This window comes from Streptomyces sp. NPDC002838 (assembly GCF_040295365.1).
Classification (GTDB): domain Bacteria; phylum Actinomycetota; class Actinomycetes; order Streptomycetales; family Streptomycetaceae; genus Streptomyces.
This window is the reverse complement of sequence record NZ_JBEOVF010000058.1, coordinates 38,014-54,443: the sequence shown is the minus strand read 5'-3', so window position 1 is coordinate 54,443 and position 16,430 is coordinate 38,014. Positions and strand designations below refer to the sequence as shown.

The following is a 16,430-nucleotide window of genomic DNA, read 5'->3' as shown; positions in this document are numbered from 1 at the left end:
GAGTTGCCTACGCGTCACGACCGACTTCCTACCGGATCCGCCTTCCATGCGGATCCGGGTCAGCAAGATTGATCACGACGTCACACAGGCCCTAGCAGAACTGACCGGACGAAGGTGGGGGTCTCTAAATCCGGTCCGTAGCTCGTGCGGGCGCCGTTACCTTCGCGCCATGCCTTCCAGCGACGGCCCCAGCGCGGCCGACCAGCAGCTCATCGACCACGCGGCGCGTCACGGACTCACGGTCACGGCGAAGCAACTCGCAGGCTGGCGGCGTGCCGGGCTACTGCCGGGCAACGTCCCCGGCGGAGGCCTCGGCCGTGGCAGGGGCAGCACTTCCTCACCGCCGCCCGAGAGTTTCGACCTGGTCCTCGCTCTCGCCCGCTGCGCCGGCCGGGGCAAAAGGCCGACGGACCTGGCGCTGCTGCTGTTCGCCGACGGTCTCCCGGTACCGGAGGCGACGGTGCGTGCCGCCTTCCGCGCCGCAGTGGACACCGTCGCGCTGCCCGGAGAGGACGACAGTCCGGGCGACGGTCCGGACCTGGACCTCGTCGCCGACCGCCTCGCCGAGACCGGCCAGACCGTCACGCTCGTTCCCGCCCGGGCGAGGCGTATCGACGAGCGCATCGCCCGCGCTCTGGGCGAACCTCCCGCGGAACTGGCCGAGCTGGACAAGAACACCGAGCCGTCGCCGATGACTCCGCAAGACGCCTCGCTGGCCGCCGTGACGGCGACCCTCGGCGGCACTATGTCCGTGCAGGAGATCGGGGACCTGCTGCGCGCGATGAACCCGGGCTTGGCGGCTCATCCGTTCGCCTCGCTCGTCGAGACCACCCAGCAAGACGTCCCGGAGGCCGCGGACCTGGTTCTGGCCGACGACGGTTCGCTCACCTTCATCCCCGAAGGCGACGCCCGCGACCTTCTGCGGGGCCTGGCCGAGACGGCATCGCTGGAAGACCTCACCGTCGGCTGGCGGACGGCTCAGCAGGTGCGGGAGTGGGCCCTGGGCCTGTGCGAGCGGGTCGAAGCCGAGCTGGATGCCGGACAGCCCGGGGAAGCCGTCACAGAGTGGCTGCACGGGAGGGGGCTGCCGTCCGGGGTGTCTGTCCTGGAAACCCTGCGCGATCGCCGCTGGTCGCCGTCCAGCGGTGCCCTCTCGGCGCTGGGGTTGCTGTTCCAGCGTCAGATGTACGCAGTGCTCGATGGGCTGGTGCCTGGCTGTCAGTGGCACGTCCTGGAGATGCCGGCGGTGCTGCCGCCGCCCGTCCGCGACCTGATCCTGACAGCCGTCCGGCGGGAGACAACCCCGGCCGAAGAGGCTGCCGACTGAGCCGAACCGGCACCACGCTGCTGGCGGGCGGGCCCCAACAGCGCCCGGGCGTGCTCCGTATCCCACGACGGAAGGTCAGGCTCCGAAGAGAGGCAGTTGGTCGAGGGTGAGGTCTTCGCACACCCGCAGGAAGCGCACGGGGTGGCGGTAGCGGCCGTCGTCGACCGCGGTGTCCGCGAGGAACTCCACCACGACCTCGGCGTGTACGGGGTGGAACTCCAGCTCGTCGCGGGTGCCCCAGCCTGCGCTGAAACGGCCGAGCCCCAGCAGACCGATGACTTTCCGCCCGCGCCGGCGTCTACAGGCGCAACAGCCTGACCAACGGCGAGACGAGGCGACGAGACATGAGCACTGAGCAGACCACCGCGGCCAACGGCTTCTCCTACACGCTGACCCGAACGCTGGACGCCCCTGCGGCGAAGGTGTGGCGGGCGTGGACCACCCCCGACCAGTACGCGCAGTGGGCCTACGCCGCTGCCGGCTCCGTCGAGATGGACGTACGGCCGGGCGGAGCATGGAAGGCCACGATGGTCACACCCGACGGCGGGCAGTTCCCACTGACCGGCACTTACCTCGAGGTCGTCGAGAACCGTCTCCTTGTGATCGGCATGGACGTGCCCGGCAAGGCCGCGCCCGCCGCCATGACCATGGAACTCGACGAGCAGGACGACCACCACGCGCAGATCGTGCTCCGCCAGACCTGCGACACCGCCGAGGAACGCGACATGGCCGAGCAGGGCAGCACCATGCTCCTCGACAGCCTGAGCGCTTTCCTGGCCGAAGAGACAAGGGACTGAACGTCTCAAAAGCTCACCAATGAGCCGCTGGATCACGGGGCAGGCCGGGGTAGCCCGGTCCTGCCCCGGCCGACCGGCTTTGCAGTCTGGCCCTGGACACCGTCACCGGCGGGCACGTCGACTTCGCCCCCCGCTGCAAGGGCGACCGCACTTTGACCGAGTTGTCGTGGCGCATCTCCGACCACTACCCCCGGGGGTCGAATTCGTGATCGCCGCACAGTGACTCCAGCAGGCTCCAGAGGTGCTCAGTTCGAGGATGGTGGAAACGGACATGCGGACGCGGCTCCTGCGTGATCGAAGGCTTCGGACACCTTGATCGCCAGAGGTCGCGTCATGCGTCCCGGGACCTGCACTACCTCAATGAACCAGGACGACCACGGCCAACTGCCCATCGCCAGGCGAGAAGGCTTCCGCCCCGCCGAGAGCATGGTGCCCGCCGCCAGCCCTGCTGGAGTTGCAGGACACCATCCGCTACCCCGGTTGCTGACGCGATCCGAAGCCGTCATCACGGGAACGCCCGCCGGGCAGCGTGCAGTGGAGAGCCCACGGTCCTGGCTGGACGGGGGAGACCAGCAGGGCCGTGGGCGGTGACGTGCGGAGGGCGGTCGCCTCTCGGCGGAGGGCTCCATGGGGCTTCAGCCGGACGATCGTCCCCATGGGCTATGGGTGAGGCCCGGGGACACTGTCCCCTCCGCAGCCACGTATAGGTGAACGGTCAACCGTTCAGGCTTGTTCCCAGCCGGTTGTGGCTTCCGCTGTGAGCTGCGGCATGTTCTTCGCGGAAAGGGTCAGTGGACGAAGTCGGCGATGAGGGAGGCGAATTCGTCCGGGGTGGCCAGGCGGATGCCGAGGGTTTCGGCCTTGGCGCGCTTGGATCCGGCGCCGTCTCCGGCGACGACCAGGGCGGTCTTCTTGGAGACGCTGGAGGAGGCGCGGCCGCCGGCGCGTTCGATGAGTTCGTTCATCTGGTTGCGGCTGAGCTTCTCCAGTACGCCGGTCATCGCGCCGGTCACCACCACCGTCATTCCGGCCAGGGGCACCGCCCCGTCGGCCGTGACGGGGCTGTTGTCGGCGGTGTCCGCGGTCGCGGGGGAGGGCGGGGTGGCGCCGGGTTCGGTCATGTTCACTCCGGCCGTGGCGAGTTTGTCGATGAGCGGGGCGAGTTCGGCGAGTTCGGCGACGATGGGCGGGGCCTTCTCGGTGCCGATGCCCTCGACCTGCTGCATCGTTTCGGCGTCCGCGGCCCGGATGTGATCCATCGTGGCGAAGTGGCGGGCGATGCGGCGGGACATGGACCGGCCGGTGCCCCGCACCCCGAGCGCGCACAAAACCCGGGACAGCGGCCGGCCCTTGGCGGTGGTGAGGGCGGCGAGGAGATTGTCGGTGCTGGTCTCACCCATCCGCTCCATGCCCAGGAGCTCCTCGCGGGTGAGGGTGAACAGGTCGGCGAGATCGGCGACCAGGCCTGATTCGACGAGCTGGATGACGCGGGTCGCGCCGAGGCCTTCGATGTCGAGCTGGTCGCGGCCGGCGGCGTAGGAGAGGGCGGCCACGAGGTGGCAGTTGCGGCCGTTCTCGCACCGCCAGCGCTGCTCGCTGGTGTCGATGCCGGACCCGCACCGCGGGCAGACCTCGGGGAATTCGATGGGCTGTTCGTCGCCGGTGCGCAGGTGCGCGACGGGTGCTTCGATGCGGGGGATGACGTCGCCGGCGCGGTGGACCATGACGTGGTCGCCCAGGCGCAGGTCACGGCGGGTGATGTCGGCCGGGTTGTGGAGGGTGGCGTAGGTGATGGTGGCGCCGTCGATCTCGACGGGGTCCAGCACGGCGCGTGGGGCGATGATGCCGGTGCGGCCCACGTTCCACTCCACGTCCAGCAGCCGGGTGATCTTCTCGACGGCGGGCAGTTTGTAGGCGATCGCCCAGCGCGGGGCACGCGAACCCGAGCCCGCGGCCTGCTGGTCGGCGGCGAGGTCGGCCTTGATGACGATCCCGTCGATCCCGAACGGCAGCTCCGCCCGAAGGGCGGCGATCTCCTGAACGCGGGCCAGGACCTGCTCGACTGTATCGGCGGTGATGCCGGGCACCGCGGTGGCGGCGGTGGTGTTCATCCCGTACGCGGTGGCCTGCACCATCAGATCACTGTGCGCGAGCTCGAGGAACTGCTCCGCGAGCTCCGCCTCGGTGCCGGGCACGGGGAGGAGTCCGTAGCCGAAGAACGTCATGGGCACGGTGTACGCGCGGTCCCTGGCACGCAGGCTGCCCGCCGCCGCGCTGCGCGGGTTGGCGAACAGCTGCCCGCCGTGCGCGGTACGTATCTCGTTGGCGTGCTCGAACTGGACGGTGGTCATCAGGACTTCGCCGCGTACCTCCACCGTGACGGGCTCCGCCAGTTCCTGCGGCAAGCCCTCCATGGTGCCGATCGCGTGCGAGACGTCCTCCCCGGCCGTCCCGTCACCACGGGTGATCAGCCGGCTCAGCCGGCCCTGCGTGTAGCGGGCGGCGACCGCGAGCCCATCGAGCTTCGGCTCGACGCTGAACCGGGTGACATCGTGGCCGATCCGCCGGGACAGCGAGGCGGTCCAGGAGGTGAACTCCTCAGGGGAGAAGACGTTGTCCAGGCTCAGCATCGCCATTGTGTGGGGGACGTCCCCTCCACCGCGCCGCCGGCCACCTTCCCGGTCGGCGAGTCGGGCAGCACCTGGTCGGGATGCTCGGTCTCCCACGCTGCGATCCCGCGCACCAGCCGGTCGTAGGTCTCGTCGTCCAGCGGGGAGGTGCCGGCCTCGTAGTAGGCGGCCGCGGCCTTCACCGCATCCTCGACCGCCTGCGCGTAGGCGGCGGCGTCCACGATCTGAGCAGCTGGTGTCGTCATGCCCGTCATCCTGCCTGCCACCACTGACAATGCCCCGGCGCGCTATCGGCCACCGTGTCAGTCCCCGACCCTACGAAGGCCCTGACGGTGCGGCGTCGGGTCGGGGGGTCCGGGCCGGCCACCGGCTCGTCCCCGGCGCTTGCATGCCGCTTGTAACGCTGAGAGGCCGGCAGGCGGCCCATGTCGAGGCGGTTGAGGATGCGCCAGACGCCGGACTCGCTGATGGTAGTTCTGCCGCAGGTAGATGATCTTCTCGACCACCTCGACATGGGTCGCATTCGAAGAGGTCTTCGGTGCCTTGGAGCGCGTTCGCAGACCCTCAGCGCCCTCGGCCTGGTAGCGGCGGTATCAGGTGCAGTAGGTCTGCCGGCTGATCCCGAAGTACCGGCAGGACATCGCGACGTTCCTGCTGACCTCTTCGATGTGGCGTATCACCGCCACCCCGCCGCTTGGCCTCACGGTCAAGCGGCGGAATGGCGGGGGTGGACTTCGACATGTGGATCTCCGTAGTGATCGGAGACCCAGGTGTCAACAATGATCGTCAGTTTTGGACCACACTGGGTGCCGGTGTTGATGGCGGTAGTGCCCAGGACATCCTCTGGTTGATCGGCGGCCAGGGCGTTCGCTGCGGTGACCCGCAGAGTGCCTGGGTGCACGGCATCTTGCACGTGACCGCGTACGTCACTGCGTCACTCAGTGTGGTTTGGCGCCTGGCGCCTGGCGCCTTACAGGCCGAGCAGGCCGCCGAGCAGCCCGTGGCGGTAGTGGCCCTTGTCGTGCTCATGCTTGTCGTGCTCGTACTTGTCGTGTTTGTCGTACTCGTGCTTGACGTGTTTGTCGTGCTTGTCGTACTCGTGCTTGTCGTGTCCGTACTTCTTGTGCTCGTGCTTGTCGCCGTAGTGTTCGCTGCCCTTGTCGTCGGTGTAGGCCTTGGGGCATGCGCGCTCGGTGTACGCGCCGGGGAAGTCCGCAGAGGTGCCGTACGAGGAGCTGTCAGCGGAGGCCACGCCGGAGGCCATGAGCAGGACAGGGGCAGTGAGGGCGCCGGCTATGGCGACGCGGATGAGAGAACGCTTCACGGGGAGCGCTTCCTTTCGGTGAGTGCGGCCCGCCTCTTTGGCGGCCTGCCGTACTCGACGTTGCCCCACGCGCCCACATCAGGCACCGCGCGAGTCGGTCACCATGACCGGGCGGCCGGTCATTGTCGCTGGCCAGCTTGCTTTTTCGGTGACCCATCCCATGGCTGCTGAACGGGTGACGCAGTCTCAGCCGGCAGCTGTGCCAGGTCTCTCACGCCCGCGCAGTCTTTCTCACCGGTTTCCGTGTCTGTAGGACATGGTCGGCCGACATCGGTGAGAGGTGCCTGTGCCTGTCCCGGACAGTCGCAGAGGCTGGCTGATCCACCCTTGCTTGGGCCGCCTGGGGCCTGTGCATCGTCGTGTACTGCGACTTGGTGGCCTGTGTGGTCCTGGCGAAGGTGTGGGTACTGCATCGCGCCCCAACAGGACTCGGCTCCTGGGCGGCGCGAGGTGCTTATCCGCGCATCCTGGGACCGGCGGCTGCGGTCTCATCGGGCTCTGTCATTGCTTGCAGTCTTTCTACGTCTGGAGGTGTACACGCCTGGGGCCTGGTCCACCGCCTCGTAGACAACAGAAAGGCAGGCTGGGTCACACACCGGCGCGAAGTCGCGGCCACGCACGGGGATACGCACGCCAGCCCACGCTGCCCAAGTCGGCCCGCGCGGCCCACGTCAGTCCACCTCGGCCCACCACACATTTTCACGGGCCTAGGTCACGGCCCCGGTCCTGGATCCGGTTGCACGGCCTCGGTGATTCCGGCCCGGGCCGCTTCGAGCTGTGCGGCAAACGCGATGCCCAGGAACAGCGCCACACCGGTCAGGTTGGCCCACAGCAGCAGGGCGACGAACGCCGTCAGCGGTCCGTACACGGCGCCGAATGATCCGCTCTTGGCAACGTAGAGCGCCAGCAGCCACGTGGCCGTGATCCACAGGACCAGGTGGACCGCCGAGCCGAAAGCGAGCCATGTGTAGCCCGGCTGGTCCCTGCGCGGAGCCCAGCGGAAGATCACCGCCGACGCGACCCAAGCGAGTACCACGCCCAGGGGCACTTCGAGGGGCCTCCACCAGTCGAGCCGCTCCCGGGGCCAGCCGAGGGCCTCCACCACCGCGTTCCCGACGGCATCCCCCGCGACGAGCACGAGGAACCCCAGGACCATCGGCATGCCCGCTGCGAGGGCGAGGAGCAGGGACCGCCCGTACTTGGTCAGGAACGGCCGGTCGCGTTCGATGCCGTAGATGCGGTTGGCGCCTCGCTCGACCTGCCCCATCGCCGAGGCGAGGTTGAGTACGGCGAAGGCCAGTCCCAGCCACATGGCGACGGCGTTCCAGACTCCGGAACCGGCGCTGCGCGCGGTGGCGCTCAGAGCGTCGTTGACCAGACTCGCACTGGCGCCCGGCACGATCTGGCCCAGGGTGAGTTCGATGATCCGCCCCACGCTCTCCGTGTGCACGGTGGTCGCCACGCCGACCAGCGCGATGGTGAACGGCACCAAGCCCAGGACCACTTGGAACGCGAGCGAACGGGAGTTGGTGAAGCCGTCGGCGTAGCGGAACCGGGCGAACGCGTCGAGGAGCAGCCGGCGGCCTCCGTAGTGCCTCAGCGCGGTGAGCGCCTCGTCTCCGGAAAGCTCGTCCCCGATCATGTCCCGCGTCTGCGGGACGTGCACAACGGTCCCCATCGAGAACGTCTCCTCCTGTCGTTCGTACGGCCAGATGAGGAACGCGATCCTGCCGCCGGGAGAACCGTACAGCCGGACGACTGCGGCGGTCGGTCGTCAAGTGGATTCAGGGTGGCTGCCGGGCCCGCTGGTGCGGTGGGACACAGGAGTGGGCGAAAGAGTGGTGTCCTCCTCGCCGGGCTCCAGGAGGGTGTTGGCGGCGCCGACGATGAGCGGATCGGGGGTAGCGACCGCCTCGGGATCCTTGCTGGTGTAGTCCATGCGCGACAACAGACTGCGCATGGTTTCCTGCCGGGCGCGACGTTTGTCGTTGTTCTTGACGACGCCGAGGTCAGAAGGGCATGCGGCCACGGGTGCGACGGCCGGCCGAGCCGCTGCGGCCCACGGCGCGGGAACTCGTGTGGAACGGCTTGCTGAAAAGCCTGCCCAGTACGCCGGGTGCCTTGCCGCCGGCCCGTGCGCCGGCGCCGAGCGAACGCTGCGTGCCGCGTTCGGGGTGGCGGGAGAGACGCGGGACGAAGAAGGCCAGCGCGGCCAGGACCACACACACTCCAACAACTGCGGCAATGATCACGATTCGGCTCCCTCGACTGGTCGGGAGGACACGAGTGCCCCGTCACGTTCCTCCTATGTGACTGGCGCCCTGGGCAGCTTCTGCCGGCCGGTCGACGGCGGCCCGGCGTGGGCAGCTCGGCGGGCACCTCAGCCGGGTCGGGATACCGCATCAGCGGAGTCGCTGCGGTGGCGACTATCGGTAGGTTCGGATATTCGTCGGTGCGAAGTAGAATCTCAGGCGTTGTCGGTGAACAAGGGCAGAATGATCACATGCTCGGGCGTACCGGCTCAGATCAGCCCGTTCTCGCGGGCGTACAGTGCGGCCTGGGTCCGGTCGCGCAGGCCCAGCCGGCTCAGCACGCGGGAGATGTGGTTCTTGACGGTGCCCTCGCTGAGAAAGAGCCGGGCGGCGATCTCCTTGTTCGTGGCGCCCGCGGAGATGAGCCGGAGCACCTCCGTCTCCCGGGGCGTCAGCACGTCGGGCGCGGGGATGCCGGCCGCCAGCGCGGCGACGACCCCCTGATCGAACTGGGCGACGCCCGCGTGCGCCAGACGGACCGCCTGGGCGAGTTCCGCCGCGGGCAGGTTCTTCAGCAGATAGCCGACTGCCCCCGCCTTCAGCGCCCGGCCCACGTATTCGTCGTCGTTGAAGGTCGTCAGCATCACGATCCGGCACTGGGGCAGTTGGCGGCGGAGCAGCGCCGTGGCGGCCACCCCGTCGATGCCGGGCATCCGGATGTCCATCAGCACCACGTCGGGGCGGCACTGCTGGGCCTTCTCCACGGCCTCGGCACCGTCCCGCGCGCTGCCCACCACGTCGATGCCGGGCTGGATGCCGAGCAGTGCGGCGATGCCCTCGCGGACGAGGTCTTGATCGTCGACTACGAGGACGCGTACGTCCGGCGCCTCCTGCACCAGGGGCCCGTTCACCACGGCACCTCCACCCTGAGAGTGGTGCCCCGGTCCGAACTGCGCAGGTCCACCGCCCCGTCGGCCAGCCGGACCCGCTCCCGCAGTCCGGTCAGGCCGAAGCCCTCCTCGGTCCCGCCCAGTCCGCTGCCGTTGTCCGTGACGCACAGGCGCGCGCCCTGGTCGTCGTAGCGGACCGTCACACGGATCTCTGTTGCGCCGGAATGCCGACAGGCGTTGGTGAGGCCCTCCTGCGCCGCCCGGTACAGCACCAGCAGTGGCCGCCGCTCGGTGCCCGACACGTCCAGGGAGATCCGGCGGCCCCCGCCGTCCAGGTGATGGACGAGGTCGGCCAGCGCCCAGGAGAGGCCGACCGGCTCGGACTCCGCCTCGGGGCCCAGGGTACGCACGGAGGCCCGTACCTCCTCCAAGGCCCGGTTCGCCGACCAGCGGGCGCGTGACACGGCCTGCGCGGAGCCTGCCGGATCGAACGCGGCGAACGCCTCGGCCTTCTCCAACTGGATGCCGATCGCGGTCAGATGATGCCCGAGGCTGTCGTGGATCTCGCGGGCCAGCCGATTGCGCTCGCGGGCCGCCGACAGCTGAGCCACCTGCGCGAGGGTGCCCTCCAGCCGGTCGCGGGCCTGCTGCTCCCGCACGGCCACCGCAGCGGTCACCAGCGCCAGTACGACTCCCAGGGCGAACATCAGCAGGTCCGAGATGTACTCGGCGCGCACCTCCCAGCCCGGCACCCACAGGGTGAACGCGCCCGCCAGCAGGACCACACAGCCCGCGCCCAGTGCGATCCCGGCGGCCGGTCCGAACGCGAAGAACCCCAGGAACGGGATCAGCACGAACAGCACGCGCGAGAGCCCGGAGGCGTCGAGAGCGGCCACCGCACAGAGCAGCGCGGCCCTGAGAGCGAACACGGCGCCCGCCGGGATCCGCCACCCCCGCCCGTCCAGGGCTGCCAGCGCGCACAGCAGCGCCGCGAACGCGGCCGTGCGCGCGTCGAAGCCTGGACCGATCGCGGCATGGTAGAGGCCACCGGTGAGCACCACCCCGTACAGGACGGCGGATATCCAGGGCACGGGACGCGGCATCGGGCCTCCTCCTCGGGATCCCATGTACACGCACGGTCCCAGCAGCGTACGCGGGCGCGGCGGCGCATCCGCACCAGGCGGTCGACGGGGCTGCGAAGTGTGGCCGAAGGTCATGTGCCCTCCGGTCCCGCCCACCCCTGCCCTTTCGTACTTACCCCCGATGACCTGTGGCTCCTAGGTTTCTCGGCGTCACCTCGCACGAGATGAGGACCTATGTACCTACGCTCTCTGGCCATCGCACCCCTGCTGATGGCAACCGTCCTGGCCGTCCCGGCGGCCGCCCGGACCGGCCCCGTCGACGTACGGGTCCCCGGCGCCGAGTACACCGTCTCCGCCCGCCTGGCCGATCTGACCACCACGGGCACGAGGCTCACCGGGCACACCGATCCCGCCGACTGGGCGGGCCTGGAAGCCCCCGGGACCACGACTCCGTCCGCAGTCCCCGGCGTCCAGGTCGACGGCTACTTCCCCGACACCTCCAAGACCAACACCAACCACGGCTGGAACCACGACAGCCAGTTCGTCATCCGGCTGCCCGACCACTGGAACGGCGGGCTTGTCGTCGCAGGGCCGCCGGGGCTGCGCGAGCAGTACGCCAACGACCGGATCATCAGCGACCAGGTCCTCGCGAAGGGCTACGCCTACGCGGCCACCGACAAGGGGAACACCGGCCCCGAGATCTACAAGGACGGGGACCGCCCCGGCGACGCCGTCATGGAATGGCATCGCAGGGTCACCGAACTCACCGTCGCCGCCAAGCAGGTGACGGACCGGCACTACGGCCGCACCCCTCGCTTCACCTACGCCGCCGGCCTCTCCGCGGGCGGCTACCTCGTCCGCTGGCAGCTCGAACACCGGCCCAGCCTCTACACCGGCGGCCTCGACTGGAACGCCCTCACCTTCACCGCCGACGGAGGTCTGCTCGCCACCCTCCCCCCGGCCCTGCGCGCCTACCCCCGCGCCAAGGAGGGCGACCGCTCCGCTCACGCCGCCATGCTCGCCGCCGGCTATCCCGAGGGCTCCGAGCGTCAGTGGGAATGGCACCACAAGAACCAGTGGGACCTCCTCCAGCGGGTGGTCCGCGAGGAGCTCGACCCCGGCTACGACGGGCCCGCCCAGGCGGGCACCCCGCTCTGCCCCGAAGGCACCGGGGCCGGATGCGACACCGACTACCACTTCGCGTCCCGCCCGCGCGCGGTGCACAAGGCCGTGAAACGGATCGCGCTCACCGGAAGCATCCGGCGTCCGCTCATCAGCATCCAGGGCAGCCTCGACGCCCTCACCCCGCCGGCCGCCTTCGGCGACGTCTACCACCGCATGGTCACCAACGCGGGCCGCGCCGGCCTGCACCGCTACGTCATGGTCCCTGGGGGTGCGCACACCGACGGCCTCGTCGTGCTCGATCAGGACCACCTGCGCCCGATGCTCGGCAACTTCACCGCGGCCCTGAGCGACCTCGAGGCCTGGACGCGGCCCACCTCTACCTCCTGACGGCCCGACCCACCCCCTGGAACGACCTCCAGATATGCGACACAGGCCCCGGCCGGATTGACGACCGGGGCTTGTGCCTGCGTACCTCCGGGAAACGACCTCCACCTCGAAGAAATTCAGCAAAAGCGCGCATGATCGCGATTCCCGTTCAGCTGTACGCAGGCCACCGAAGAGCATTCCGTGCGTCTTCACGAGATCCAGCCACGTCGATGCCCTTGCGCCGCAGGGCGCGGGTGATCCGGCGGGCGCCACACCATGGCATTCCGTCTCACGGCCTTGGCGCCCGCTGCGGAATAGTGAAGTCGGCGCCCACTTCTGGGCCGCCGTGAGGCATTCGGCATCGAGGTGCAGTGTGGCTGAATAGGTTCCGGGATGAATCGGATGGTGGTGGCCGCGTGGACACGTGCTGCCAGGGTGCGCAGTGCGGCGTCGAAGGAGGTAGCGGTGGCGCCGGGGCGTGCAGTGAGCGTTGCGCACGAGTCACACCAGATCCATGACCAGCAACTTCAGGATGAAGAAACCTCAGTGGGGGCTGGTCCGACGCTGTGGGCCGTCGCCCGCCGGGGCGCCGGCCCGTCGGCGCTAGCGGGTGAGGGCGTGTGCCTCGTCGAGCAGTTCCCGCAGCGTCGAGGTGGGCGGTGCGATGGCGGTGGCGAGCAGTGCCGGGCCGTTGGCCAGTGGTGCGAGGACGGCGCATCCGTCCTTGGTGCCTTCGCCGAGGAGTACGGGGTCTCGTCGGACGTCGAGGCGCGGGTCGACGACCAGGAGCTGGCCGACGGCGCGGTGCCTGTTCAGGATGGCCGGGCCGTCCCAGCCGGGTTCTGGTGCCCCGTACGCCGTGTGCTGGTCCAGTAGTGGGCGCCCGGCACGGCGGATCAGGATCCGGCTGACGAGGTGGCCTGGTTCCTCGTCGGCCCGGCCCAGGAGCTGCTCTTCCCGCAGCACCAGCCGTGAGGTGGCGGCGAGTTCGACAGTGTACGTCTGCCTCAGATTGCTGCCGGCGGCGCTGATCAGGGGCTGCGGCAGCCAGCGCAGATGGGCGTGTTCTCCGGCGGTGAGCCGCACGTCGTAGGTGGCCGCTTCGGTGGTGGGGCCGCGCAGGGCGAGCGTGGCGGCAGCCGTGGTGATCTCCAGCTCGGCCCGGTCCTCGGCGGTGATGTCGAGGGTGAGCCGGTCGCCACCGAGCGGGGCGCTCATCGCGCCGATGATCCCCACCGTGGCGGCGTTGCTGTCGGTGCGCATGCGCCGCAGGTGGAAGGGGCCGTCGCTGCGCAGCTGCGGGAGGGTGGTGACGCGTCCGTTGTGCGCGGCGCGGATCCGGGCCGTGGCACATACGCCGTCGGGGTGGCCGGCGTGCTCCTTGGCGCCGGCTGGGGGAACGTCGAGGTCGGACCTGGCTAGGGCGGAGGCGAGTGGGGAGGTGGGGCTCATACGGCTGCCCCGGCGTGCCACTGGGCGAGGTGGCCGGTTACCCAGTCGGCGACTTCGCGGATGCCGTCGTCGGAGGTGAGGTTGGTGAAGATGACGGGAAGGTTGCCGCGCTGTCGTTTCGCGTCGGTGGCCATGGTGTCCAGGTCGGCGCCGACGTGCGGGGCGAGGTCGGTCTTGTTGACGATGAGGAGGTCGGCGGTGGTGATGCCGGGGCCGCCCTTGCGGGGGATGTCGTCGCCGCTGGCCACGTCGATGACGAAGATCTGCACGTCGACGAGGCCCTTGGAGAAGGTGGCGGTCAGGTTGTCACCGCCGGACTCGACGAGCACAAGGTCGAGGGGCGGAGGGTCTCTTCCAGGTGCTCGACGGCTTCCAGGTTGGCGGAGATGTCGTCGCGGATCGCGGTGTGCGGGCAGGCGCCGGTCTCGACGGCGGTGATCCGCTCGGGCGGCAGGACGGCTTCGCGCAGCAGGTACTCGGCGTCCTCGCGGGTGTAAATGTCGTTGGTGACAGCGGCGATGCACCAGCGGTCGCGCAGGGTGCGGCAGAGCGCGGCGACGGTCGCGGTCTTGCCGGAGCCGACGGGGCCACCCAGGCCGACGCGGAGGGCACGGCGGCTGCCGTCGGGTCGGGTCGCCGAAGCGCTGGGGACGTGCTGGTGAGGCAGAGACTGGTCCAGGTGCATGGCAACTCCGTTGGGAGATCGAGGTGTTCAGGTGGTGGTCAGGAGGCGAAGAGCCGGACGGTCCAGGCGGCGTGCTGTTCCGCGGTGATGTCCAGCAGGGGTGAGGAGGCCGACGGCAGGGCGTCGATGCCCTCGGTCATGGCGCGGGTCGCGGCGTCGGCCGCGGCTGCTGCGACGTCGTCGGTTTCCGGGGCGAGGCGGGCCAGCAGCCCCGAGGCGTCGAGCGGGTCGAGGCTCAGCAGGCGCCCCGCTGCGGTGGCCGGGCCGCCGATGTTCTCGTACGCGGCGGCATAGGAGGCGTCCACCGGGGCGAGCCCGGCGGCGCGGGCGGCGAGGCCCACAACGATGGGCTGGTGGGCGCCCTGGGGACGCGCGGCGGCCAGGTGCTCGAGTTCGGCCGACGGGAAGGTGGCACGAGCCGCGCGCAGCATCTGCCGGCCGAGCCTGCGGGCGGCGGCACGTAGTGCGGGGGCGGGGGTGCGCGCGTCGGCGGCGTCGTCCAGCAGCAGCGGGTCATCCGCCGGCGGCTGCCGCGGCCAGCCCGGCCGTCGTCAGTCCGGTGGTGTGCAGACGCCCGCGGCAGAACGCCTCCAGGCTGTCGGTGTCGTGTACGGCTCCGTGGGCGACCGCGGCCTCGACGCCGCCGGAGTGGGCGTGCCCACCGGCGGGGAAGCGGCCGTCGGCCAAAAGGAGCAGGGCTGCGCGGCTCATGGGCGAGCGGGGCCGGTGCCGCCGCCGATGAGAGTGGTCACGCCCGAGGCCAGGGCCTCGTGGATCTCCTCGGGGCAGATGAAGTGAACGTGGGTGTCCACACCCCCCGCGGTGAGGATCCGGCCGTTGCCGGAGATGACCTCGGTGCTCGGGCCGACCACAAAGTTCGTCGGGTGGCGGGGCCGGCGCCGGCAACGGTGATCAGGTCCCGGCCGCTTTCGTCGGCGCCGAGGTGCATGGCCAGGACGGCTCCTGGTTCGTCGCGCGTGCCGGGCCGCAGCAGGACCGCTCCGGCACCGTCACCGAACATCGGCGGGCTCTCCCGGTCCTGCGGATTGACGATGGTGGTGCAGGTGTCCGCCGCGATCACGAGAGGCGTCGAGCAGGCGCCGCTACGGACGAGCCCTGTCGCGGTGGCCAGCGCGTACAGGAAGCCGGAGCAGACTGCGGACAAGTCCCATCGCCGGGACCGTGCCCAGGCCCAGGGTGGGCCACGTTGGGGGGCGGTAGTGGGCGGTGGGTGGTCGGGCGAGCTGGTGGCCGGCAACAGCAAGTCGGGCAGAGGCTTCCCGGCGGGGACCAGGGCTGCCCGGCCGGTGCCGAAGGCCAGGTCGTCGGTAGTACTGGTCTCCGGGCGGGCGTGGCGGCGCATGATGCCGGTCCGGTCGCGGATCCAGGTGGCATCGGTGCGCAGGGCACCGCGTGCGACGACCGCGTCGTCGTCCAGGACGTGGTCCGGGAGACAGGCGCCGATCCCGGTGACCACCGCGGTGATGGTCGTCGAGTTGCATGACGGTCCTCTCACCGCGGCATGCCGGCGGTTGGGACGCAGTCACGCCGGGGCGAAGGGCGAGGCGGGTTTGGGGTGGCCGGCCAGCCCGCCGTCCGGTATGGACAGCCCACCGTCGACGACGAGCGCGTGCCCGGTCACGAACGACGAGGCCGGGGACGCGAGGAAGAGCGCGGCGCCGACCACCTCGTCCGGGGTGGCCCACCGGCCGAGCGGGACGTGGCTGGTGAGCCAGTCCGACAGGGGGGCGGTCCCGGCGGCGAACGCGGTCATGTCCGTACGCACCCATCCGGGACACAAGGCGTTGACGCGGACGCCCCGGCGGGACCAGCCCACGGCGAGGCTGCGGGTGAGGGAGAGCTGCGCGGCCTTGGTGGCGGCGTACGCCTCCATCATCGGCGTGCCGACGAGTCCGGCGACGGAGGACATCAGCACGAGGCTGGCCCGCGTGGAGTCGGCCAGGTACGGGTACGCCGCTCGGCACAGGGCGGCCGTGGCGTTGAGGTTGACCGCGACCACGGCGTCCCATTGCTCCTGCCGCGCGTTCTGCAGGGGAGTCAGCACGGGGCTTCCGTCCTCGGCCATGGGGAGGGTGCCCGCGTTGTGCACCACGATGTCGAGGCCGCCCAGTGCCGACGCCGCCCGGTCCACGAGGCTCGTGGCTACGCCCGTCTCGGCGAGGTCTCCGTCGATGGCCACGGCTTTGCGGCCCCGGTCCTCCACCGTCCGCAGGGTGGTCTCGAGGGCGGTCTGCCTGCGGGCGGTGAGCGCGAGGTCGCAGCCCGCGTCGGCGAGGCCCTCCGCGACGGCCTTGCCGATGCCTCGTGATGCCCCTGTCACCAGGGCTCGTGCGCCGTCCAGGCGGAATTGTTCCAATGCGTTCATGGCAGAGTTCCTCCGAGTCTGAGAGATCATCTGGCCCGGCGAGAGCGGGCAGGGCCGAGTGCTGCGGGGGCGGTGCGGTGAGCGCCGCTGCTCCGCTCCAGGTGAGCGGGGCGC

10 protein-coding genes and 7 pseudogenes are annotated in these 16,430 nt (G+C 70.4%); 3 read left to right on the top strand and 14 right to left on the bottom strand.

All coding sequences use genetic code 11. The annotated features are described in order from the left end of the window. Nucleotides 1-169: 169 nt before the first annotated feature. Together ABT063_RS43510 and ABT063_RS43505 are read left to right on the top strand one after the other, a co-directional pair. Entirely contained in the window at nt 170-1,327 is a 1,158-nt protein-coding gene (locus ABT063_RS43510) for a hypothetical protein (RefSeq protein ID WP_351066494.1), read from the top strand. A 344-nt stretch (nt 1,328-1,671) separates the two neighbouring features. After that, the gene (locus tag ABT063_RS43505; RefSeq protein WP_351066493.1) at nt 1,672-2,124 is read left to right on the top strand and encodes an SRPBCC family protein; all 453 of its coding nucleotides are present in this window, start codon (nt 1,672-1,674) and stop codon (nt 2,122-2,124) included. Between the two features lie 788 nt (nt 2,125-2,912). On the opposite strand, the pseudogene ligA reads toward ABT063_RS43505, so the two are convergent. The 8 genes and pseudogenes from ligA to ABT063_RS43470 form a co-directional block, all read right to left on the bottom strand. Continuing rightward, nucleotides 2,913-4,999, bottom strand: a pseudogene (gene ligA / locus ABT063_RS43500) (NAD-dependent DNA ligase LigA). A 143-nt stretch (nt 5,000-5,142) separates the two neighbouring features. After that, a pseudogene (locus ABT063_RS52460) lies at nt 5,143-5,495 on the bottom strand (helix-turn-helix domain-containing protein); the annotation flags it as partial. Between the two features lie 229 nt (nt 5,496-5,724). After that, a complete protein-coding gene (locus ABT063_RS43495; RefSeq protein ID WP_351066492.1) occupies nt 5,725-6,078 on the bottom strand; it encodes a hypothetical protein in 354 nt (117 codons plus the stop codon). 712 nt (nt 6,079-6,790) lie between these two features. After that, nucleotides 6,791-7,756, bottom strand: a complete 966-nt coding sequence (locus ABT063_RS43490) for a YihY/virulence factor BrkB family protein (protein WP_351066491.1) — start codon at nt 7,754-7,756, stop codon at nt 6,791-6,793. A gap of 96 nt (nt 7,757-7,852) precedes the next feature. Then, nucleotides 7,853-8,080, bottom strand: a pseudogene (locus ABT063_RS43485) (polyphosphate kinase 2); the annotation flags it as partial. Nucleotides 8,081-8,087: 7 nt separating this feature from the next. After that, nucleotides 8,088-8,330 carry a DUF6411 family protein gene (locus tag ABT063_RS43480; RefSeq protein WP_351066490.1) on the bottom strand — a complete coding sequence of 81 codons (243 nt, stop codon included), beginning with the start codon at nt 8,328-8,330 and terminating at the stop codon, nt 8,088-8,090. Between the two features lie 269 nt (nt 8,331-8,599). After that, complete coding sequence (locus ABT063_RS43475; protein ID WP_351066489.1) at nt 8,600-9,244, bottom strand: response regulator transcription factor; 645 nt, start codon at nt 9,242-9,244, stop codon at nt 8,600-8,602. After that, nucleotides 9,238-10,323: a sensor histidine kinase gene (locus ABT063_RS43470; RefSeq protein WP_351066488.1), complete on the bottom strand. Its 1,086-nt coding sequence runs from the start codon at nt 10,321-10,323 to the stop codon at nt 9,238-9,240. The genes ABT063_RS43475 and ABT063_RS43470 overlap by 7 nt, the downstream gene beginning before the upstream one ends. A gap of 213 nt (nt 10,324-10,536) precedes the next feature. Between ABT063_RS43470 and ABT063_RS43465 the strand changes: the two genes are divergently transcribed. Further along, on the top strand, nt 10,537-11,814 hold the full coding sequence (locus tag ABT063_RS43465) for a tannase/feruloyl esterase family alpha/beta hydrolase (protein ID WP_351066487.1): 1,278 nt from the start codon (nt 10,537-10,539) through the stop codon (nt 11,812-11,814). Nucleotides 11,815-12,396: 582 nt separating this feature from the next. Here the strand turns inward: ABT063_RS43465 and ABT063_RS43460 are convergent. From ABT063_RS43460 to ABT063_RS43435, 6 genes and pseudogenes are all read right to left on the bottom strand, one after another. After that, the gene (locus ABT063_RS43460) at nt 12,397-13,245 is read right to left on the bottom strand and encodes an urease accessory protein UreD (protein WP_351066486.1); all 849 of its coding nucleotides are present in this window, start codon (nt 13,243-13,245) and stop codon (nt 12,397-12,399) included. Then, a pseudogene (gene ureG / locus ABT063_RS43455) lies at nt 13,242-13,930 on the bottom strand (urease accessory protein UreG). Before ureG ends, ABT063_RS43460 begins: the two are co-directional and overlap by 4 nt. A gap of 38 nt (nt 13,931-13,968) precedes the next feature. Continuing rightward, a pseudogene (locus ABT063_RS43450) lies at nt 13,969-14,641 on the bottom strand (urease accessory protein UreF). A 5-nt stretch (nt 14,642-14,646) separates the two neighbouring features. Then, nucleotides 14,647-14,808, bottom strand: a pseudogene (locus ABT063_RS43445) (amidohydrolase family protein); the annotation flags it as partial. A 113-nt stretch (nt 14,809-14,921) separates the two neighbouring features. Next, nucleotides 14,922-15,293, bottom strand: a pseudogene (locus ABT063_RS43440) (ketoacyl-ACP synthase III); the annotation flags it as partial. Between the two features lie 180 nt (nt 15,294-15,473). Further along, on the bottom strand, nt 15,474-16,316 hold the full coding sequence (locus ABT063_RS43435; RefSeq protein ID WP_351066485.1) for an SDR family NAD(P)-dependent oxidoreductase: 843 nt from the start codon (nt 16,314-16,316) through the stop codon (nt 15,474-15,476). Nucleotides 16,317-16,430: the final 114 nt, after the last annotated feature.

Excerpts from the sequence above, each read along its gene's own strand:
- ABT063_RS43510 (WP_351066494.1), top strand. The coding sequence starts at position 170 with ATGCCTTCCAGCGACGGCCCCAGCGCGGCCGACCAGCAGCTCATCGAC.
- ABT063_RS43505 (WP_351066493.1), top strand. The coding sequence starts at position 1,672 with ATGAGCACTGAGCAGACCACCGCGGCCAACGGCTTCTCCTACACGCTG.
- ABT063_RS43490 (WP_351066491.1), bottom strand. The coding sequence starts at position 7,756 with ATGGGGACCGTTGTGCACGTCCCGCAGACGCGGGACATGATCGGGGAC.
- ABT063_RS43470 (WP_351066488.1), bottom strand. The coding sequence starts at position 10,323 with ATGCCGCGTCCCGTGCCCTGGATATCCGCCGTCCTGTACGGGGTGGTG.
- ABT063_RS43465 (WP_351066487.1), top strand. The coding sequence starts at position 10,537 with ATGTACCTACGCTCTCTGGCCATCGCACCCCTGCTGATGGCAACCGTC.
- ABT063_RS43460 (WP_351066486.1), bottom strand. The coding sequence starts at position 13,245 with ATGAGCCCCACCTCCCCACTCGCCTCCGCCCTAGCCAGGTCCGACCTC.
- ABT063_RS43435 (WP_351066485.1), bottom strand. The coding sequence starts at position 16,316 with ATGAACGCATTGGAACAATTCCGCCTGGACGGCGCACGAGCCCTGGTG.